Origin of the sequence: Methanocrinis sp., from assembly GCF_049974945.1 — an archaeon.
Lineage (GTDB): Archaea > Halobacteriota > Methanosarcinia > Methanotrichales > Methanotrichaceae > Methanocrinis.
In genome coordinates, this window is the sequence record NZ_JBNGCU010000004.1 from 27,607 (window position 1) to 47,794 (window position 20,188).

Below are 20,188 nucleotides of genomic sequence, written 5' to 3' on the forward strand. Positions count from 1 at the left end.
GGCAAGGGGTCAACACAATATGGGGGGAACACCGCGAATATATTTGGAAGCGGAAATCAGGTAAGTCAAGAAGTGATCCAGGTGGCGACTGGCGACGCCGTCGCTGAAAGTAGCGGATGCAACGTCATAATGTCGTCCACCTGATCTCAAAAGCGAAAAAACTCGCCTTCGCACAATTTTTATATGGTTTTATATCTGTTCTAGGCGATCTCCTTTGGGGCCATCGAGACTTCCGTCCCGCCCCCTTGTCCGGGGATATGACCACCGGGTCTTCCAGGTCCACCCGCCCGATCTCGTCTGGGTGGAGAGGTGTCGCGTCCAGGTCCTCGGCCTCGTGCCTGAAGCTCTTGAGGACGGACCGATGGTGGATGTTGACGGTGAATACCCTTGACCCTCCGTGAGGAAGGCGTTGACGGCTCGCTCCTCTCCTCTCCAAGACGGCGCCATATTTCTCCATAATCCAGAGAAGACAATCCGAAGCCCCGCCTCGGAGGGGCCCAAAAACGTCAAATATAATACTGTCTCTATTTACAGGTGTGTTCGCGATCTGGATAGCCTTAAATCGATCAAGACCAATCATCGGCTAAGGTGTGAGACTTGAAAGAGATTCAGCTCAAGGTGGCCAAAGCCTATCCCAACGACTCGGCCCGGGGTATTGCCAGGCTCGACCCCAACGCCCTCCTTACCCTGCGGCTCTCGCCCGGAGACATAATCGAGATCGAGGGGCGGAGGAGCTCTGCAGCCAAGGTCTGGCGCGCCGACCGGCAGGACTGGAGCCAGGACTACATCAGGATAGACGGTTTCATCAGGCACAACGTCGGGGTGAGCATAGGCGACCGGGTCAAGATCAGGAAGGCGAGGGAGGGCGAGGCCCTGCGGGTCGTCCTCTCCCCCCCCCCGGGCTCTCACACCTACTACGGCGAGGACGCGGCCGAGCAGATCAAAAGGCAGACCCTGAAGCGGCCGATCGTTCGGGGTGATATCCTGCCGATCATGAGCTCCTCGGGCCACCCCTTCATAGGCAGGATGGAGGCGGTGCCCCTGGTGGTCGCAGATACCGATCCCGAGGGTGTGGTGGTGATCACCGAGAGGACCGAGGTGTCTCTCCTCGACCGGCCGGCCAAGGGCTTCGGCTCGGTGAAGGGGACGGGTATCACCTACGAGGACGTGGGCGGCCTCCGAAATGAGGTCCAGCGGGTGCGGGAGATGATCGAGCTTCCCATGAAGCACCCCGAGGTCTTCCATAAGCTGGGGATAGACCCGCCGAAGGGGGTTCTCCTCCACGGTCCGCCGGGGACGGGAAAGACCCTCATCGCGAAGGCCGTGGCCAACGAGACCAACGCCAACTTCTTCTCCATCGCAGGTCCCGAGGTGATGTCCAAGTACTACGGCGAGAGCGAGCAGAGGCTCCGGGAGATCTTCGAGGAGGCGAACCGGAACACCCCCTCGATAATCTTCATCGACGAGCTCGACTCCATAGCTCCCAAGAGGGGCGATGTGACCGGCGAGGTGGAGCGGAGGGTAGTCGCCCAGCTCCTGGCCATGATGGACGGCCTCAAGGAGAGGGGGGAGGTGGTGGTGATCGGAGCCACCAACAGGATCGACGCCATCGATCCGGCTCTGCGAAGGCCTGGCAGGTTCGACCGGGAGATCGAGATCGGGGTTCCCGACAGGATCGACCGGAGGGAGGTGATCCAGATTCACGTCAGGAATATGCCAACCGATGAATCGGTGAACCTCGACGACCTCGCCGACAGGACCAACGGCTTCGTCGGAGCCGACATATCCGCCCTCTGTAAGGAGGCCGCGATGAAGGTTCTCCGAAGGCACCTTCCCGATATCTCCTTCGACGACGACATCCCCGAAGAGGTCCTCGACCAGATGTCGGTTACCGGCGAGGACTTCGAGAACGCCCTCAAAGAGATCGAGCCCTCTGCCATGAGGGAGGTCCTGGTCGAGATCTCCGACGTCAGCTGGAAGGACGTGGGGGGGATCGGGACGCTCCGCCAGGAGATCGTCGAGTCTGTGGAGTGGCCCCTGAAGCGGCCCGCCAAGTTCGAGGAGATGGGGATAAGGCCCCCGAGGGGCATCCTCCTCTACGGCCCGCCGGGGACCGGAAAGACCCTCATCGCGAGGGCCGTCGCTCGGGAGACCAAGGCGAACTTCATATCGATCAAGGGACCCCAGCTCCTCTCGAAATGGGTCGGTGAATCGGAGAAGGCGGTGAGAGAGATCTTCAAGAAGGCGCGACAGGTCTCTCCCGCCATCGTCTTCTTCGACGAGCTCGACGCCGTCGCCCCCATGAGGGGTTTGGAGGAGGGGCACAGGACCAGCGAGCGGGTGGTGAACCAGCTTCTCGCAGAGCTCGACGGCCTGGAGAGCCTGAAGGACGTGGTGGTGATCGCCGCCACCAACCGGCCCGACATCATCGATCCAGCCCTCCTCCGGTCCGGAAGGTTCGATAGGCTCCTCTTCGTCGGCCCCCCCGATCGGGCCGGAAGGCTTGAGATCCTCAGGATCCATACATCAAAGACGCCGAGCGGCGACGACGTGAGCCTGGAGGAGCTGGCGGAGCTGACCGAGAGCTACGTGGGGTCGGACCTCGAGTCACTCTGCCGGGAGGCGGTGATGCTGGCCCTGAGAGAGGATCCGGAGGCTTGTGAGGTGGAGATGAGGCACTACCGAGAGGCTCTGAAGAGGGTCAGGCCCAGCTTCGAGGAGAATATGGTGCGGTACTATGAAAGGATCAACGAGAGGTTCCGGGGCGGGGTCAAGGTCGATCCCGGCTCCTACCTGGGCTACCGGTGAGGCGAGAGGATGTCCAAGATCTACGCCCGGAGCCTCGCCGGAAAGGAGATCGTGACCATGGGGGGGACGGTCCTGGGGGAGCTGGAGAATATCATCCTCGACCCCGATACCGGCAAATTGATCGACCTCTTGGTCAAGCCCGACTCGGAGCTGGACCCCGCAAGGTATCGGAAGGAGGGAAAGCTGATTCTGGTTCCCTTCTCCTCGGTCTGCGCCCTCAAAGACTACATCGTCGTCGACGAGAAGAGGGCGGAGAGGTAGAGAGAGGAGTGGATGGTTAAAGGCGAGATCGGCGATGGGAAAGACCCATAACAAAGTGAGGTCAGAAGCTTGATAAAGCCGATCACCGGCCTCTTCCTCGTCCTCTGGGGATTGGTGAAGGTCTTCCAAGGCTGGGTCCTCTTCGAAGGCGGAGAGGATTTCGGGGCCGCCGTGGTCGTCTTCGGGGCTCTCGCGGCCCTCGTCGGAGGCCTATTTCTCAGGGACTCTCTCCGATGAGAGGCCTGCCCTTTGGCTTTTGAGTGTCAATTCCTCGAACAGAGGCTGAATTGCGTGAATCCTCTAGCCGAGGCTGAACAGATAAATCATCGAACTTATTCCGGCAATCCAGGAAAAGTTTAACTTTCCCGGAAAGCCACTCCCCACCGATGATCAGGACAAGATCTCATATCATTGTGGTGGTCTTCGTAATGCTCGTCATCTTCGGAGCTGGTTGTATGACAAAGGACGATCAAAAGACTGAGGAGGCTGGTGGGGCGAAGGTCCTCCTGGAGACGAATATGGGCGATATCACGATAGAGCTTCGCGACGACATGCCCGTCACCGCGGGCAACTTCAATAAGCTGGTCGAGGATGGATTTTACGACGGCGTGATCTTCCATCGGGTGATCGACGGCTTCATGATCCAGGGCGGCGACCCCACGGGGACGGGCCGCGGCGGACCCGGATATACCATCAAAGATGAGTTCTCCGGCCAGAATCGAAACGACCGGGGGACGATCTCCATGGCCAACGCCGGCCCCAACACCGGCGGAAGCCAGTTCTTCATAAACCTGGTCGATAACAACTACCTGGACCGGATGCACCCCGTCTTCGGCGAGGTCGTCGACGGCATGGATGTGGTGGATAGTATCGGAAAGGTGAAGGCCGGACCGGGAGACCGGCCCCTCAAGGACGTGGTGATAGTCAGGGCGAAGGTCGTATCCTGAGCCGCTCTTGTGAGAAGAACCGAGGGGGGCAACGAGGCTGGATCGAGGGAAGGTGCGGGAGCTTGGGGCGGTCTTCGCCGTATCACTCCTCGGCCTCCTCCTGAGGATGGCCCCCTTCAGGGGCGCCCTCCTCGGCGGTCACGTCCTCTTCTTCGGCTCCGACTCCTTCTACCACATGAGGAGGGTCCTCTACACCGTCGATCACTTCCCCTCCACCCTCTGGTTCGACTCCTACCTCGACTATCCGGAAGGCCTGGAGCTCCTGTGGCCGCCGCTCTTCGATCAGCTCATCGCAGGGTTCGCCCTCCTCCTGGGGGCCGAATCCCAGAGGGAGGTCGAGATCGCTGGAGCGATCGTCCCCCCCATCCTGGGGTCGCTCACCATCGTCGCCCTCTACTTCCTGGCCCGGGAGCTCTTCGGAAGGCGGGTGGGGCTCGTATCGGCCCTATTCTTCGCGATCAACCCCCAGCACGCCAGCACCTCCATCTTCGCCCGGCCCGATCATCACGTCTTCGAGACCTTCCTTCTGGTGAACCTCGTCCTCTTTCTCGTCATCGCCGAAAAGAGGCCCGAAAAACGGCTCTGGTCTGCTGCCGTGGCGGGATTTTTCGTGGCGGCTCTGGGCTACTCCTGGATCGGAGCCGCCGCCTATCTGGGAGCCTTTTTGGTCTACGCCGCGGTCCAGACCACCATCGACCTGCGCCGGGGTCGCTCATCCGAAGACGAGCTCTCGATCTTCCTCGTCGCCTTTGGGGTGGCGGTGGCTCTGATGCTCCCCTTCTGGAGGGAGGCCTGGCTTCTGCCCTCTTTCTTCGCGGCGGCTGGAGTCCTCATCTTCGTCCTCGCCCTCCTGGCTTTGTCCCGCAAGTTTCGCGAGAGGGGCCTCTCCTGGACGGCCTTTCCCCCGGCGGTGGCCCTTCTCGGCTACCTTCTCCTGATATCGGCCTGCGCCCTGAGTTCGTCTGGGGTGGTCTGCCACCTCTTTGACGAGGGCCTGAGCTACTTCTTCGCAGGGAGCCTCTCTTGGAAGGTGGCAGAGGCCGTCCCCCTCCGAGCCGCCGTGGAGCCCCTTTCTGTGGTGGGGTTCAACCTGACGGTGGCGGTGATGGGGTTCGCCCACCTCTGGCGCACCGACATCGACAGGCCTCAGCTCCTCTTTTTGGTCTGGACCGTATTGGTCCTCGCCCTCGCCGTATTCCAGAACCGGTTCTTGTACGTCTTCTCCGCCAGCATGTCGATCCTCATGGCCCTCTTCTTCTTTCGGGCTCTGGCGATCGTCGGCGGTTGGGAATGGACCAGAAGGAACCGAGATACTTCTAAAATCCTCCCCAAGATCCTTCTCCTCCTCCTTCTCCTCCCCTCGGCGTCCAGCTTTGGGGGGGCCCTCTCGGTCCGTCCTGCCATCGTCGAGGAGGGCTGGAACGAGCCCCTCCTCTGGCTGGAGGAGAACTCGGTGGAGACCAGGGGCTTCCTGGACCCGGACCAGACCCCGGAGTACGGAGTCCTATCGTGGTGGGATAGGGGCAACTGGATCCTCTATCTGTCCAGAAGGCCCGTGGTGGCCAACGGCTTTCAGGCCGGGGCCGAGGATGCGGCGCGGTTCTTCCTATCCGGCGACGAGGGCGAGGCCCTGGAGATCATGGATGAGAGAAGGTCAGAGTACGTCGTTACGGACTCGAGGATGCTGGGTCCGGGCCTATCTTCGATCGCCCTATGGGGTGGTGAATCTCCCTCTGATTACGTTAGCAGGACCGAAGGCGCCTATGAACATGCCGAAAAGTTTCGAAGAACCGCCCTCGCCCGCTGCCACCTCTTCGACTGCCGGGAGATGGGCCACCTCCGTCTGATCTACGAGTCCGGGGCAGGATCGAGCACCCCGGCAAACCAGGTGAAGATCTTCCAGCGGGTCGGTGGCGCTCGGATCTCGGGCAGAGCGACGGAGGGTCCCGTCGTCGCGACCCTGGACCTGACCACAAACCAGGGGAGGCTCTTTCAGTACACCAGGACGGCGGTGCCGCAGGATGGCCGCTACGAGATGGTCGTCCCCTACTCGACGGAGGACACAGCGAGCGTCCATGCCGTCGGACCCTATCATCTATCCTCCGGCGGCAAGATTAGGCTTCTCGACGTCGGCGAAGAGGGGGTCATCGGTGGGGGAGAGATCAGGATCGACTTCTGAGCCTCCGACCTTCCAAAAGTTTTAAACCCTCTTCGGCCCGAACCGTTGGAGTCGGGTCTCTCCCGGGCGGAGAGGAGCTGCCACCGGACGGACTGAGAGATCTGATCGGTGGTTATTTCAAATATACTGATCCATGGGATTGATACGAGGATTTGCCATGAAACCGTCTCTTTCGTTCATCTTCGCGATCGTGCTTGCAGTCGTCGCCACTCCGGCCCAGGCTCAAGAGGTTTTTGATATCTACTCCGACCTTCAGTCCTGCGAAGTCACTGTGGGGGGGGATGCGGCAGGGTGCCGTCTTCGGGCTGACCTCTCCTCCAAAGAGGGGTTGATCCAGAGCCGAAATCTCTCCCTCGACGGTCCTGGCACCTGGATTGTGACCTGGGACGTCGGTGGGGCTGAGGAGGGGTCTTACCGGGCCTGCGCCAGGTTGATCAGGGATGGCGAGGTCGTCTCTGAGAGATGCACCAGCTTCTATTACGGCGGCAGGGTGGACATCAGGTTCGACGTCCGGGACGCTCACGCCGACTACCGGGGTATGACCCTTCTCGTCTACTCCGAAGACCTCGCCATCGTGGACATCTACTACACTCTGGTCAGGGGCAATAAGGCGATCTACATCTCAAAGAAAGAATCGGTCCCCATCGCCGGAAGCTATGGTTCTCCCTCCGACCTGAGCCTCCCGTGGAAGCAGCTTCTCGAGAACGGCCAAGAGTACAGAGGTCGGGTCAAGATCGTCGAGAAGAGGGACGGTCAGACCAGGGCCTTCATGAACTCCTTCGTCGCGAGAGACGACGCCGAGATCACCGATACCTACCAGGACGAGACCGGCGCCAGCGCCACGGTGATGGGCAGGTCCCGGGTCCCCTTCGAGGGCTCACTCCGGTTCGACCTCCGCCAGAACGGCACCCTTCTTTCGAGCGTCGAGGAGAAGACGCCGATCCTTTTGGCTGGCGACGACGAGACGGTGGAGATCTCCTGGAACGAGACCCTGGACCCTGGGATCTATCAGCTCACCATCCAGCTGATCGGAAACGACGGCGACGTCCTCGACCTCGAGGAGAGCATCATCGAGGCCGAGATCCCACCAAGGCCTCAGACCGTCGAGCCGGCGGCGGAGGAGGACGGCTCCGGGACGTCCACGGTGGTCGTGGTCGCGGTCGTCATAGTGATGGCAGTCGCGGCGATCGTCGTCATCCGGCGGCGGAGGGGCTGAAATTTCGTCTCCCCAAAACGGATCAACGCGAAGGTCCTGGCGAGCGGGATTCTGGGGGCTCTATCCCAGACCTCTCCGGTCGGGCAAAATTGAGGTCGGGGGTCAGCTCCCAGCGACCACGCCGTTTCTGAGGGTCCCGAGCCCCTCGATCTCCACCTCCACCTCGTCCCCGGCGGAGAGCGACCCGACGCCGGGAGGCGTCCCCGATGCGATGACGTCTCCGGGTAGGAGGGTCATGATCCCGCTAACAAACTCGATCAGCTCCGGGACGGAGAATATCAGGTCTGAGGTGCTGGACTTCTGTCTCAGAACGCCGTTCACCCTGGTCTCGATCTTTAACGAGGAGGGGTCGGCTTCGGTGATGAAGGGGCCCAGGGGTGCGAAGGTGTCGAAGCTCTTGGCCCGGGTCCACTGGCCGTCTCTCCTCTGGAGGTCGCGGGCGGTGACGTCGTTGAAGTTCGCGTAGCCCAGGACGTAATCGTCCGCCTTCCTTGCGGAAACGCATCTGCACCTCTCTTTTATCACCACCGCCAGCTCCCCCTCGTAATCGACCTGGCGGCTCGAGGGCGGCATCACTATATCGGCGCCCGGACCGATCACCGCCGTAGGAGGCTTCAGGAATATGATCGGCTCGGCGGGAAGGTCCATCTTCAGCTCTTCTGCGTGCTCGACGTAGTTGAGGCCGACGCAGATCACCTTGCTCGGATCAGAGGGGGCCAACAGCTCCACCTCCTCCAGGCGGTACTCCACCCCTTCGGCCTCGATCGAACTTCCGATCACCTCGCCCCTCAGAATCTCATCTCCATAACGGAACCTTGCCATCAAAGGATCATCACCCCAATCTTCTTCATCATCTCTTGAGGCCGCTGGGGCCTCTCCTGTACCTGCCAAACTCGGTTCCAGCGAGCCGGTCTGCCCTGATCACCGGCCCCTCGACGCAGGGCCTGATCCCAGAGGGATCGATGGCGCAGGAGCCACAGATCCCCATGCCGCACTTGAAGTACCGGTCGATGCTCGCCTGGATCTTCGTCTCCATCCCCGGGCACCTTTCGATCACGTCCGCCATCATCGGCTCCGGGCCGCAGAGGTAGATCTGGTCGAACTCCCGGAGGTCGAGGCAGGTGAGCCCCGCCGAGGCCCGGCCGCAGATCCCCGCCGAGCCGTCGTCGGTGGTTATGATCAGCTCGCCGATACTCTCAAACCTCTTCCTAAAGAGGAGGTCGTCGCAGCACCGAAAGCCGAGGAGGGTCGCGACCTCCATCCCCCTCTTGCGGGCCTCTTCGCCCAGAAGGGCGAGGGGCGCGGCCCCCACCCCGCCGCCGACGAGGAGGATTCTGTCGCCGGTGAGGGTGAATCCGTTTCCCAGGGGTCCTCGAAGGCCGAGGCTGTCGCCGACCTCAAGGTCGAATATCGCCCCCGTCGCCTCGCCCACCAGCTGGACCGATATGCCGTTCCGGTAGGAGATGCTCATGGGGACCTCGTCGACCCCCCTCACCCAGACCATCAGGTACTGTCCGGGGATCGGGTCGAGGTCGAGGTCGAAGAGGAGCGTCCTGACGGCGGAGGTCTCCTGGACGATCTCGACGATCTGAGCGTTCTTCGGCCTCATGAAAACCTCCTGGCCAGGCCTTTCAGCTCCGCAAGGGCCATCCCCTTCCTGTCCAGATAATTTGAGAGCCCCTCGGAGATGGACCTGAATATCCCGTACCCCTCAGCTCGCCCCAGTGCGGTTCCCACCTGGACTCCCGCGGCTCCCGCCATGATCATCTCTGCGGCGTCCTGCCAGGAGGCGACGCCACCGACCCCTATCACGGGGATCTCCAGGGCGGAAGCGAGGTCAAAGACGCACCTCATCGCCACCGGCTTTATCGCGGGGCCCGAGAGGCCACCGAACCGGTTTCCGAGGATCGGCCTTCCGGACTCGACGTCGATCGCCATCGCCTTCAGGGTGTTTATCGCCACCACGGCGTCGGCGCCGCCGCGCTGGGCAGCGAGCCCCAGACCGATGACGTCGGCGACGTTGGGGGTGAGCTTCACCCAGACCGGGACGGATACGCTCCCCTTCACCGCCCGGGTGATCGCCTCGACCTTGCAGGCCTCGCACCCTATCTCTGCGCCGTAACGCTCCGCGTGGGGGCAGCTGAGGTTCAGCTCGAAGCCGTCGGCGTCGAGCCCCTCTGCCACCTCTTCGAACTCCTGGGGGCCCGAGCCGAAGATGCTCGCCACCACCGGAGCCCCCCCCTCTCTTCCGATATCGATCTCTTCCTGAAAGTTGGTATAGGAGGGGTTTGGAAGGCCCATGGCGTTCAACAGTCCGCCCTCCACCTGGACGACCGTCGGTCCCCGATGGCCGTCCCTGGGGATTGAACCCACCGACTTGGTGACGACGCCGCCCGCCCCGGCCCGGGCTGCTCTCTTTAGGGAGGCTCCCGTGGTTCCCAAGATCCCCGCCGCCAGCAGGACGGGGTTTGCCATCTGGATTCCTCCCACCTCTCCCGAAAGGGATGCCATGGCGAAAAAGTCGTCCAGAGAGGATAAAAGTCTTCTCAAAGGTCGCCCTTTGCAAGAAGAGAGCGGACTTCGAGCGGAGGGACCCAAAGATTTTTCGCGAGGGAGAGCTGGATATTAAGGGGGCGTGATCGAGCTTGAAGCTCAACCTTCTCTTGGCAACGTTGCTGATCTCTCTTCTGGCCGGGCTTCAGTCCGGGTCAGGCGACCTCGCCGCGCAGAGTGGTGGTGGGAACGCAGTTGGCGAGGCCTCGGCCTCGCTGGAGCTGGTCTGCTCTGCAGATCCGACGGTGGTGGATCGCGGCGATGCCGTCACCTGGAACGCGACCATCTGTAACCCCGGTCCAAAGCCCATGAAGAACGTCTTTTTAAAGGCCGACTTCGACTCCGCGGTCGAGCCGGTGGCCTTCTCTGCGAGCCCCTCTGAGGGTCTGGTCTGGAGTTTCGGGGATATGGGGGCCGAAAGCTGCGCGAGCCTCAGCCTGGTGGTGAGGGTTCCCAGGCCGGAGAGGGGATTTACGATGAGCCGCTGTGTCTCGGGCGAGGGATTTGTGAGCCTCTCGGAGGATTACTCCACGGCGGAGGAGGCTTACGAGATCGGGTGCGACTTCAGCGCCTGGGCCGAGGGGATGGGTCGGCCGGTCCGAAGCTCGGCCTTCGTTGCGGTTAGGGGGGAGGCGGGCGCCCAGGTGAGCGTCCGCGAGATGGGCAGCGGAAACTACAGCGGCAGGGAAGAGGTCAGGGTAGATTCGAGAAATAACTCGGTCGAGGTCTTCAGGAACTTATCGGCGGCCAGCCGTCCCTTCAACCTCAGCCTCGGCGATAAAAGGTCCGCGAACTACACCTCGCCCTGGTTCGAGATGATCGCCTTCAGAAACGAGTTCGCGGGGAACTTCACCCACCAGAGCCGCCGAAACGCCACCTTCCTGGACAGTTGGTATTACGCAAAGCTCGACCAGGTGGGGACCGTTTTGATATCGGGTGGAGGGTAGATATCGGGTGGGGATGACGGGGTGGGGATAACGCGCAGCAATGCCCATCTCGAGGCCCGTCTCTCGATCTCAAGGCTCGTCTCTACGCCAGGGTGAAGTTGGTCAAGGTTGTGAGTTCTGTGGATTTGGTCGCGATCTTCGTATCGTTGAGCTCCCCCTCAGTCTCGGTCTCTGTGGAGTTGATCACCTTCACCGGCTTTGCGGGATCGATCACCTTTACCTGACCTGTGGAGTTGATGACGGTTACGAGGCCTGTCGGGTTGAGAAGGGTTATCGGAGCCGTCGTGTTCTTCAAGACGACCGGCTCGCTGAAGTTGGCAGATTGAACTGTGGCAGTGTTATTCGTACCCGGGAGCGTCTCGTTGGAGCTCAGCTGCGCATCAGTCTCGTTTTCTGTGGCGTTCTCGGGGTTGACGTCGATCACGGGTTTGCGGGGGTTGACGTTGATGCTGGGTTTTGTCGGGTTGACTTTTATGTTGAGGCCGGTGAGGTTGACTTTGACCTTCGGCTTTGCCGGGCTTATCTTCACCTTGGGCCGCGAGAGGTTGACGTTGACCTCGGGCTTTGCCGGGTTTATGTCGATATTGAGGCCGCTGGTCTTCGCCCCTGCCCCATCTTCTTCTTTCTCCTCACCACCGGCGTTATCGCGAGAGCCGTTCTCCTGGGGCGGCCACCAGTCTGCGGGGTCGAACTCGTTGGCCAGGGAGTCGTTCATTTCGGCGATCCTGTAGTCCACCAGCATCCTGTTGAAGGATGGCGAGATCACTGGCTTGCCGTCGAGGCCGGAGAGATAAAGGACGGCGACCAGATCGCCGTCGGCGTTTCGTCCGTTATCGGATCTGTCGTCGATGTCCAGCCATACGGTCTTGTTCAGAAGGATCGCCACGGCCAGATCCTTTGCCGAGGTCTCTTCTGAGATCGATCTGTTCGCCGATTCGCCAGATTCGTCCATCGACTCATTCGACTGGATCATCGGCTCGTTCATGGATTCGTTCACCGGCTCTTCCGGAAGCTCCACGTCCGCCAGAGCCACCCTCTCGACACCTTCTCCAATCCTGGGATCGAACTTCTCGATCCTGACCTCGAAGGTCTTCCCGTCGACCACGCCGACGACGGTGCCGCTTGCCTCGTCCGGTGTAGCCGTGGCGGCCGCCGGCAGCAGGAAAAGCATCAGAATCAGAGATGCGATCTTCTTAGGCCTCACTCAATCCCTCTCCGGTGAGTATCTTCATCATTTATGAGAAATAGGTTTCGATCTGGCGCTGGGGGTGAAGGCCGTATCAGTTCTCCAAAAGCTTTAAATGGCATATAAGAATATTTATTCAAAGAGTATCTGTCGGTGCTGAGATTCGAGAAGGGGGCGGCATACGACCGCGACATTTCCTGACATTGGAGGGGTGAGATATGGTAGAAAAAATTTACATGGAATTCAGGAAGATGGAGAACGGAAAGAAGGTAGGGATGGAGTGTCTGGGCAGGCATTTCGATTACGGGGACCGGGTGGAGCCCTCCGATCTCGGCATATCCGTCAACGTGGCCGAGGAGATGGCCGCAAAGTCCAATGGAGAGATCAAGATCATAAAGAAGAAGGTGTAGCTCTTCTACGCCGAGTTTGAGACGACGCAAAACCCCCACCCTAGAATCCCATCGGGGCCAAGGGTGGGTGCTTTGGCGTCTTCTCGCCGTATATCTATCGGATTGGCCTATCAGCTAGCGCCGGACGGCAGGATGCTGTGGCTTTCGAGGACCAGATCTGCGCGCGCCCTTCTGCCCCGCCCCTGCCGGCACCCTCCTCGATCTCTTAGGGGCCGGCTTTGCCGCCGAGCCCACGGCGTTCTTTGCATATTCCGAGTGATATCGGTGGTCCATCTGCTCGATCCTCGTCCTGGTGAGCCTCTCGATATCCCGGAGGAAGCTCCGCTCATCGGCCGCGCAGAAAGAATATGCGGTACCTGTTGCCCCCGCGCGTCCCGTCCGACCGATGCGGTGAACGTAGCTCTCGGCCTCGTTCGGGAGATCGTAGTTTATGACGTGGGAGATCTCCTCGACGTCGATCCCGCGGGCGGCGATGTCGGTGGCCACCAGCACCTGCAGTCGGCCCGACTTGAAGCCGTTAAGGGCATAGGTGCGCTGGTTCTGGGACTTGTTGCCGTGGATGGAGTCGGACCGGATCCTGTTCTTGGATAGCACCGATGCGACCTTGTCTGCACGCCGCTTCGTCCGGGTGAAGACCAGAACGCGCTTCAGGTTTTTCTGTTGTAGAAGCCCCAGGAGCAGCGCATCCTTATTGTTCTGATCCACGAAAAACATGCGCTGTTCGACGCTCTCCACCGTCGTCGCCTGAGGGGCCACCTCGATTCGGACGGGGCGAGTGAGGAGCCTTCCGGCCAGATCGCCGATCTCCTTTGACATGGTGGCCGCAAAGAAGAGGGAATGACGCTTCGGTGGAAGTTTCGAGACGATCTTGCGGACGTCGTTCGCGAAGCCCATGTCCAGCATCCTGTCTGCCTCGTCGAGGACGAAGAACTCGATCTCCTTTAGATTTATATGGCCCTGCTCCATCAGGTCAAGGAGCCGGCCGGGGGTGGCGACTAGGGCGTCGACACCTCGGGATAGAGCCCTCACCTGGGGCCCCTGTTTGACCCCGCCGTATACGGCGGCGTGCCTGAACCGGAGGAACTTGCCGTACGTCCCGAAGCTCGCGTCGATCTGGGCCGCCAGCTCTCGGGTGGGCGCGAGCACCAGGGCTCGCGGCACGCCGGGGGCTGCGACCTTCTCCGTCTCTATCATTCTCTGGAGGACGGGCAAGACGAATGCGGCGGTCTTGCCGGTCCCGGTCTGAGCGATGCCCATCAGATCCTCGCCCTTAAGAAGATGGGGTATGGCCTCTGCCTGGATCGGCGTGGGAGTCGTATAGCCTTCTTTGATCAGCGCCCGCTGGAGCGGTTCCGAAATATTTAGATTTTCAAACTGCATTTTCGCCTCTTTGGGGTTACGCAGTCGGACGCTGTCATATGAATTTGGGCCAGAATAGTCGTCATCAATTAGCTCTGATCTAATTTATGAACCGTATTTTGACGGTTTTGATCAAGGACATACGAGACTTTGAACATCCAATTGTGTAACTCTTGCGCTTATGATCACTCCGACTTAAGGTGTGATCGCGACGGACCTAGAACTCGTCTCCTCTATTTAAAGATGGTGTATTGAAGGGGGATCTGGGGGAGAGTCTGTAAGATTCGAATGATGGCGTTTTCTATTATCGGGTATTCGTCGACCTTATCGGTGAGGATGATGTCATCATATTTGTCCCCTAATAATACAGCCCGCCAATTGGACTCATAGTTTGCATCATGCCCGCTGTAATCCATCTTGCCAGCCAAATAGATCTTCGGGTTACTCATTTCCTCACCATCCCGATAGCAGATAAAATAACCCCCGAACTGTCTAATTATTATTGGTAAATTGGCGCTGAGGGTGAGATTTGAACTCACGAGGCGCAGTGCACCACCGGTTCGCTCGTCGGACCTTTCGCTTTGGGCGATAATCCGAGTTCAAGACCGGCGCCGTGGGCCGCTTGGCTACCTCAGCACGCGCCTGTTTCTTGGAGCCGGGACTTTTTAAGCCTGGCGATCAGGACCCCTGCAAAAGTTTTAACGGCGATGCAGGGAGAGGGGAAATCATGCTGATCAAAGACGTCTCGATCATGGAGGACGGAAGGCTTCTCCGGGATGTGAACATCGCCATCGATGGGAGCCGGATCTCGGGGGTGGGATCGGGGGTCGCCGACGAGTCGGGCGATGGCGTGGTGATCGAGGGCTCCGGGATGTTGGCGATACCGGGCCTGGTCAACGCCCACACCCACCTCGCCATGACCCTCTTTCGGGGCTACGCCGACGACATGGAGCTCTTGCCGTGGCTGGAGGAGAAGATCTGGCCCCTGGAGGCGAAGCTCACCGCCGAGGACATCCACTGGGGGGTGAAGCTCGGCTGCCTGGAGATGATCAGGTCGGGGATCACCTGCTACAACGACATGTACTACTTCATGGACGAGACGGCCCGGGCGACGAAGGAGATGGGCCTTCGGGCCGTCCTGTCCGGGGTCCTCTTCGACATGAGGCCCGATCTGATCGAAGACGCCGAGCCCTTCATCCGAAGGTGGAAGAACGACGATCTGATCATTCCCGCCGTCGGTCCCCACGCCGTCTACACCTGCTCGGAGGAGACGCTCTCTCGGGCCCTGGAGCTGGCGGAGAGGCACGAGGTGATGCTCCACATCCACCTCTCGGAGACTAGGTCGGAGGTGGAGAGCTTCGAGAAGAACTGCGGCAAAAGCCCCGTCGAGTATTTGGATTCCCTGGGATTTCTCAGCGACCGGGTGATCGCCGCCCACTGCGTCTGGCTCTCGGAGAGGGACATCTCGATCATCGCCGAGCGGGGGGTGAACGTCGCCCACTGCTCGATCAGCAACCACAAGCTCGCCTCGGGGATCGCGCCTTTGGACCGGCTGGCGCGGGCGGGAGCCAACATCTGCCTTGGGACCGACGGCGCTTCCTCCAACAACAGCATCAACCTCTTCCAGGAGATGAAGACGACGGCCATCGCCCAGAAGTGCGCCCATTCCCGCCCCGACCTCTTCGGTGCCGGCGAGGTCTGGAAGATGGCGACGGAGAACGCCTACGCCGCCTTCGGCCTCGACCTCGGGCTCCGGGCAGGAGCCTTGGCCGACCTGTCCCTGATCGACCTTCGAAAGCCCTGGTTCTTCCCCCTCACAGAGGAGAACATCGTCTCCCACCTGGTCTACAGCGCCCAGGGCGGCGTGGACACGACGATCGTAGGCGGGAGGGTGCTGATGGAGGGCGGTTTCATCCCCGGCGAGGAGGAGATCCTGGACCGGGCCCAGCAGCAGTTCGGCGACCTGGTGGCAAGATAGATCGATGGATCTCCGAAAGGTCCCGGAACTTTCAGGGCTCAGGCTCGGCTCGGGCTCGTGCCGATAGATGGGTCACCACCGCCTCTTTCTCCTTATCCTGGGAAGCCGGAGCCTCTTTCCCGCCCCGCCGAGGTAGAGGAGCGTAAGAACGATGGCGACGATGGGGATGATCAGTATCGCCCTAAGGCCCGTGGGGGCCTTCACCTCCACCAGGGCCGCCAGATCCTCCTTCCTATCCTGGTTCCTATCGCCGGAGATGTACTGGATCTGGCAGACGAGGGCGTACTCCCCGGGGTCGGCCTCTCTATCCACCTCCAGGGGAAACTCGGCGATCGCCTTTTTTCCCGGCTCGATATCTCCCAGGGCCAGCTCCTCACCGGTGGAGTTGAAGGGGGGCTGGACAATGAACCTGGCCTGGACTTCTCGGGCTGGGAGGTCGCCGGAGTTTGCGATGATCATATCCAGATCGGAGCTGCGACCCGGGGATATCGAGCCCTTAACCTCGGAAATCACAAGCCTCGCGCCAGTCATCACCGGAACCTCGATGGAGATCGTCTCCTTTGTAGCAGCTCTCTGGAAGTATATTTCAGGGTATAGGGGGTTTCCGGTGACCTGAACGTCCTCCAGCCTCTCGTAAGAGACTTCGAGGACCATCGGATAAATCCCCGCACTTGCGGACTCCTCCGCCCGGACTGAGAACTCCATGGGCAGATCCAGCCTCTCGCCGGCGGAGAGAGAACCCGCCATCTGGGATCGTGAGAGGACTTCCAGCCTCTCGTCCCGCGAATATAGCCTCGCCTCGATCCCGACGGCTTGGGAGCCTTCCATCTCCATCTCCCCCTCCAGAAGGGCCAGCATCTTCTCGTCCTCCGTTTCGGGCGCCCTCTTCTCCTCCAGGCCCGTGACCTGGCCCCGGTTCTCGATCTCGACGAAGACCGACCCCATCTTCCCGGTCTCTACGTTAGAGCTCGCGGAGGTGACGAAGATCGAGGGCCCCCCTTCGGCCCGATAGAAATCCTCCGCTGAACAGGCAGTGTACGATAAGAGGACGAAAGCCAGCAGCATCGCCCTCAAAGCACGACCATAGGCGGTCATATCTCCCCCACCAAACCGCTCTTGCGGCCATCTATTTGTATTAGCATCACCCTCTTTCTGGCGTATGGACAACATGAACACCCTGGATCTTTTGACCTTCTTCTTCATAGCTTTCGTCCTCTATGCCGTCCTCCTCCCCCAGATTCAGCTCTGGAACCTGAGGAGGTCCAGGATGGGGCTGATAAAGGAGATGGAGCAGGCCTGGGGGTCCAAGGTGCTGACCATGGTCCACAAAAAGGAGGCCATATCCCTCTTCGGCCTCCCCATATACCAGTTCATCGACGTAGAGGACGCAGAAGAGCTCCTCCGAGGGATCAGGTCTGCGGGGTCCAGGCCCATCGACGTCATCGTCCATTCGCCGGGAGGCCAGCTCCTTCCCAGCATCCAGATCGCGAGAGCCCTGAGAAACCACCCCCATAAGACCCGGGCCATAATCCCTCACTACGCCATGAGCGGGGGGACTATCATCGCCCTCGCCTGCGACGAGATGGTGATGGACGCAGATGCCGTTATAGGGCCGGTCGACCCCCAGGTGGGCGACCTAATCCGAGGGTCGTACCCCGCCCACTCCTGGATCTACGCGACGGAGATGAAGGGCAAAAATGCCGATGATGCGAGCTTCGTCATGCGCCACATATCGGAGAGGGCCCTCAGCATGATGAAGGACCATCTTCGCGAGCTTCTGGAGGGGAGGGTGGACGAGGATTCCCTCGGAGAGATCGATAGGATGCTCCTCGGCGGGGAGAAGGTCCACAGCCTTCCTATATCCTCAAAAGAGGCGCGGAAGATGGGCCTTTTCGTCACCACCGAGGTCCCTGACCAGGTTCACCGCTACATGTCCACCTTCAGGGCGTCAAAGGGGAGCGTCGAATACCTGAGCTGACTTCGGCCCTCGCCCTTCGCCGGGCTTTACCGACTTTCGTCGGGGGGCCAACTCTGACTCTCGATCTTTATCGCCTCCTCCGCCGTCATGCCCCGGTGGACGATGGAGCAGATCCTCCTGGTGATGAGGGTGGGGTCGGCGTGCTGAAATACGTTTCTTCCGATGGCGACGCCTCGCGCTCCGGCCCCGACGGCATCGGCCACCATCGAGAGGAACTCAACCTCGGTCTCCGTCCGGGGCCCTCCGGCTATGACCACCGGCACGGGACAGCCCTCCACCACCTCCTGGAAGGAGTCGGGATCGCCGGAGTAGCTGGTCTTGACCACGTCGGCCCCCAGCTCTGCCCCCACCCGGGCGGCGTGGGCGATGTACTCGGCCCGGTGCTCGTCCTCGATCTTCTTTCCCCGGGGGTACATCATGGCCAGGAGGGGCATCCCCCACTCCTGGCACTTGCGAGAGGTCTCGCCCAGGGTGGCCAGCATCCTCGCCTCGTCCTCGGCCCCCACGTTCACCTGGATGCTGACGCCGTCGGCCCCGAGCTTCAGAGCCTCCTCCACCGTCGCCACCAGGACCTTGTTGTTCGGGTCTGGGCCGAGGTTGGTGGAGGCCGAGAGGTGGAGGATCAGTCCCAGGTCCCGGCCGTACCCCCGATGGCCGAAGGAGGCCGCGCCCTTGTGGACTACGGCGGCGTCGGCCCCCCCGGCGGCGACGGAGTCGGCCGCCTCCCTCACGTTCTTTATTCCCCGGATCGGCCCCACGGTGACGCCGTGGTCCATGGGTATGATCACCGTTCTATCCGTCTCCCTGTTGAAGATCCTCTCCATCCTCACCGACTTTCCGATCAATCGTATCTCCCCAATTTTGATGTATAATTAAGCACAACAAAGTACTTTATTCTTCTTTGATGTACATAATTTTGGTATTTATAGGTTCCCGTCCATCGGCTCGCCAGGCTCAAATAGAATCGTAGACTGGAGCCAGGGAATGGGGAGTGATCATCATCGCGATTTCAAGATCGACTTCAAGATCTGCGGGCCGCCTCTGTAGAGCGAGCCCGCAGAGGTCGGGGGTCTCATGCCGGGCCACAGTCTCAGCCTTCTCATTTCTGATCGCAAGCGTGATCCTCATCGGTGCCGCCTCGGCGAGCACCCCAGGCTGTCCCGACTGTCCCGACTGGGTCAACTTCGATGCCTGGTGGGATCGGTACCACACCGGTCCAAATGAGGCCGACTCGGGATCCTCGACGGGGGGCGTTCGAGAGCAGGCTCTTAAGTCAAGAGAGGAGGAAGAGGCGGCCGAGACCGTCGAGGCCGATTACACGTCCCCGGAGCTTCTCGTTCATCCGGGAGACGATCTTTCTGGCCGAGTCCTCCTGGACGCTCGGTCCCCCGCCGACTACGAGAGTGGCCACCTGCCGGGGGCGAGAAACCTCTACTGGAGGTGGCTGAATCCTGCGGGAAGCCTGGAGCCTGAAGTTGCGGTCGATGAATTACGCCGACTCGGGGTTAACGAGACCGACCTGATCGTGGTCTATGGGAAGGGCGACGACTCCGCCTACCTCTTCTGGGCTCTTGAGTATCTGGGCCACGAGAACCTCAGCCGCCTGGACGGGGACATCGAGACCTTCTCAGATCTGGACCTGGTTTCGAACTCGCCAGAATCAGAGGAGTCCAACTACACCTCTACGGTGAGGCAGGGCCTTTTGGTCAACGAGTCTATGCTCGACCAGGCACAGGAAAGCCTCGGCGCCCAGATCGTGGACACGAGGTCCAGCTTCTCCGACTACGCATCAATCCGCATCTCAAACTCGATGCACCTGAAGACCTCCGACCTCTACTCCGATCCCGAAGCTTGCGCCCTCAAGAGCGCCGGGGAGCTTGAGAAGCTCTTTTCGGGACGTGGCCTTGACCAGGAGAAGGTCCAGATCGTCTACGGAACCCCCGAGGCCTGCAGCCTCTACTTCGCCCTGAGGACGATGGGCTACAGGGCAACTGTCCTGGACGGCGAGTGGTGGAAGAGGACCGATTACGCCAAAAGCTCCATATTTCCTGATCAGGCGAAAACAAAGGATTCTTTTGGGGAGGAGAGCAGAAGGCCGGGCGAAGATCTCCCGGCCTTCTCGTCTATGAGGGTCTGACGCTATTTTTCCGCAAGCGCTCGTCCGACTTCGAGGCTTTGCGGTCCGCCCTCTCGCCGGAGAGCAGACGTTCTCTCAACACTGCTCCCCAAGTTAAATAAATTGTGGTTGCCTAAAAACAATATAAATTGTTTCGAACCAAACCTTTAATACATATTAATTTCAACCGTAGTGCCATGCCCAAGCCGGAGCAGGTCTCCATACGAAGATGTATGGCGCCCGAGGAGCT

At 60.6% G+C, this 20,188-nt stretch carries 19 protein-coding genes and 1 tRNA gene; 11 read left to right on the plus strand and 9 right to left on the minus strand.

What is annotated here, in order from left to right:
- Window positions 1-597: 597 nt before the first annotated feature.
- The 6 genes from ACP5EL_RS01010 (at window position 598) to ACP5EL_RS01035 (ending at window position 7,411) form a co-directional block, all read left to right on the plus strand.
- Window positions 598-2,808, plus strand: coding sequence for a CDC48 family AAA ATPase (locus ACP5EL_RS01010; protein WP_428400578.1), 2,211 nt, complete (start codon window positions 598-600; stop codon window positions 2,806-2,808).
- Between the two features lie 9 nt (window positions 2,809-2,817).
- Entirely contained in the window at window positions 2,818-3,069 is a 252-nt protein-coding gene (locus ACP5EL_RS01015; protein WP_428400579.1) for a PRC-barrel domain-containing protein, read from the plus strand.
- 69 nt (window positions 3,070-3,138) lie between these two features.
- On the plus strand, window positions 3,139-3,306 hold the full coding sequence (locus tag ACP5EL_RS01020; protein WP_428400580.1) for a hypothetical protein: 168 nt from the start codon (window positions 3,139-3,141) through the stop codon (window positions 3,304-3,306).
- A 218-nt stretch (window positions 3,307-3,524) separates the two neighbouring features.
- The gene (locus ACP5EL_RS01025) at window positions 3,525-4,016 is read left to right on the plus strand and encodes a peptidylprolyl isomerase (protein ID WP_428400597.1); all 492 of its coding nucleotides are present in this window, start codon (window positions 3,525-3,527) and stop codon (window positions 4,014-4,016) included.
- 52 nt (window positions 4,017-4,068) lie between these two features.
- The gene (locus ACP5EL_RS01030; protein WP_428400581.1) at window positions 4,069-6,195 is read left to right on the plus strand and encodes an STT3 domain-containing protein; all 2,127 of its coding nucleotides are present in this window, start codon (window positions 4,069-4,071) and stop codon (window positions 6,193-6,195) included.
- Between the two features lie 157 nt (window positions 6,196-6,352).
- Entirely contained in the window at window positions 6,353-7,411 is a 1,059-nt protein-coding gene (locus ACP5EL_RS01035; RefSeq protein ID WP_428400582.1) for a hypothetical protein, read from the plus strand.
- 102 nt (window positions 7,412-7,513) lie between these two features.
- On the opposite strand, the gene ACP5EL_RS01040 is transcribed toward ACP5EL_RS01035, so the two are convergent.
- Genes ACP5EL_RS01040 through ACP5EL_RS01050 form a run of 3 tightly spaced genes read right to left on the minus strand, consistent with a single transcriptional unit; the run spans window position 7,514 to window position 9,922 of the window.
- Entirely contained in the window at window positions 7,514-8,236 is a 723-nt protein-coding gene (locus ACP5EL_RS01040) for a fumarylacetoacetate hydrolase family protein (protein ID WP_428400583.1), read from the minus strand.
- A 25-nt stretch (window positions 8,237-8,261) separates the two neighbouring features.
- Window positions 8,262-9,020 carry a dihydroorotate dehydrogenase electron transfer subunit gene (locus ACP5EL_RS01045; RefSeq protein ID WP_428400584.1) on the minus strand — a complete coding sequence of 253 codons (759 nt, stop codon included), beginning with the start codon at window positions 9,018-9,020 and terminating at the stop codon, window positions 8,262-8,264.
- Window positions 9,017-9,922 carry a dihydroorotate dehydrogenase gene (locus ACP5EL_RS01050; RefSeq protein WP_428400585.1) on the minus strand — a complete coding sequence of 302 codons (906 nt, stop codon included), beginning with the start codon at window positions 9,920-9,922 and terminating at the stop codon, window positions 9,017-9,019. Before ACP5EL_RS01050 ends, ACP5EL_RS01045 begins: the two co-directional genes overlap by 4 nt.
- Window positions 9,923-10,056: 134 nt before the next feature.
- On the opposite strand from ACP5EL_RS01050, the gene ACP5EL_RS01055 reads away from it, so the two are divergent.
- Window positions 10,057-10,911 (plus strand): hypothetical protein, encoded by an 855-nt coding sequence (locus tag ACP5EL_RS01055; protein WP_428400586.1) that lies wholly within the window; start codon window positions 10,057-10,059, stop codon window positions 10,909-10,911.
- An 82-nt stretch (window positions 10,912-10,993) separates the two neighbouring features.
- On the opposite strand, the gene ACP5EL_RS01060 is transcribed toward ACP5EL_RS01055, so the two are convergent.
- The gene (locus tag ACP5EL_RS01060; RefSeq protein ID WP_428400587.1) at window positions 10,994-12,115 is read right to left on the minus strand and encodes a hypothetical protein; all 1,122 of its coding nucleotides are present in this window, start codon (window positions 12,113-12,115) and stop codon (window positions 10,994-10,996) included.
- Between the two features lie 200 nt (window positions 12,116-12,315).
- Between ACP5EL_RS01060 and ACP5EL_RS01065 the strand changes: the two genes are divergently transcribed.
- Complete coding sequence (locus tag ACP5EL_RS01065; RefSeq protein ID WP_428400588.1) at window positions 12,316-12,507, plus strand: hypothetical protein; 192 nt, start codon at window positions 12,316-12,318, stop codon at window positions 12,505-12,507.
- A gap of 114 nt (window positions 12,508-12,621) precedes the next feature.
- Here ACP5EL_RS01065 and ACP5EL_RS01070 read toward each other — a convergent pair whose 3' ends face one another.
- A complete protein-coding gene (locus ACP5EL_RS01070; RefSeq protein WP_428400589.1) occupies window positions 12,622-13,887 on the minus strand; it encodes a DEAD/DEAH box helicase in 1,266 nt (421 codons plus the stop codon).
- Between the two features lie 490 nt (window positions 13,888-14,377).
- A tRNA-Ser gene (locus tag ACP5EL_RS01075) sits at window positions 14,378-14,502 on the minus strand.
- A gap of 91 nt (window positions 14,503-14,593) precedes the next feature.
- Here ACP5EL_RS01075 and ACP5EL_RS01080 point away from each other — a divergent pair.
- Entirely contained in the window at window positions 14,594-15,844 is a 1,251-nt protein-coding gene (locus ACP5EL_RS01080; protein ID WP_428400590.1) for an amidohydrolase, read from the plus strand.
- A 72-nt stretch (window positions 15,845-15,916) separates the two neighbouring features.
- Here the strand turns inward: ACP5EL_RS01080 and ACP5EL_RS01085 are convergent, their stop codons facing one another.
- A complete protein-coding gene (locus ACP5EL_RS01085; RefSeq protein ID WP_428400591.1) occupies window positions 15,917-16,939 on the minus strand; it encodes a COG1361 S-layer family protein in 1,023 nt (340 codons plus the stop codon).
- 64 nt (window positions 16,940-17,003) lie between these two features.
- Between ACP5EL_RS01085 and ACP5EL_RS01090 the strand changes: the two genes are divergently transcribed.
- Window positions 17,004-17,822: an SDH family Clp fold serine proteinase gene (locus ACP5EL_RS01090; protein WP_428400592.1), complete on the plus strand. Its 819-nt coding sequence runs from the start codon at window positions 17,004-17,006 to the stop codon at window positions 17,820-17,822.
- Between the two features lie 26 nt (window positions 17,823-17,848).
- On the opposite strand, the gene ACP5EL_RS01095 is transcribed toward ACP5EL_RS01090, so the two are convergent.
- Both ACP5EL_RS01095 and ACP5EL_RS01100 read right to left on the minus strand, forming a co-directional pair.
- Window positions 17,849-18,667, minus strand: coding sequence for a 2-amino-3,7-dideoxy-D-threo-hept-6-ulosonate synthase (locus ACP5EL_RS01095; protein ID WP_428400593.1), 819 nt, complete (start codon window positions 18,665-18,667; stop codon window positions 17,849-17,851).
- 109 nt (window positions 18,668-18,776) lie between these two features.
- Window positions 18,777-18,950 carry a hypothetical protein gene (locus tag ACP5EL_RS01100; protein WP_428400594.1) on the minus strand — a complete coding sequence of 58 codons (174 nt, stop codon included), beginning with the start codon at window positions 18,948-18,950 and terminating at the stop codon, window positions 18,777-18,779.
- Between ACP5EL_RS01100 and ACP5EL_RS01105 the strand changes: the two genes are divergently transcribed.
- Window positions 18,940-19,959, plus strand: a complete 1,020-nt coding sequence (locus ACP5EL_RS01105) for a sulfurtransferase (RefSeq protein WP_428400595.1) — start codon at window positions 18,940-18,942, stop codon at window positions 19,957-19,959. The two genes, ACP5EL_RS01100 and ACP5EL_RS01105, sit on opposite strands and share 11 nt — an antisense overlap.
- Window positions 19,960-20,188 lie beyond the last annotated feature (229 nt).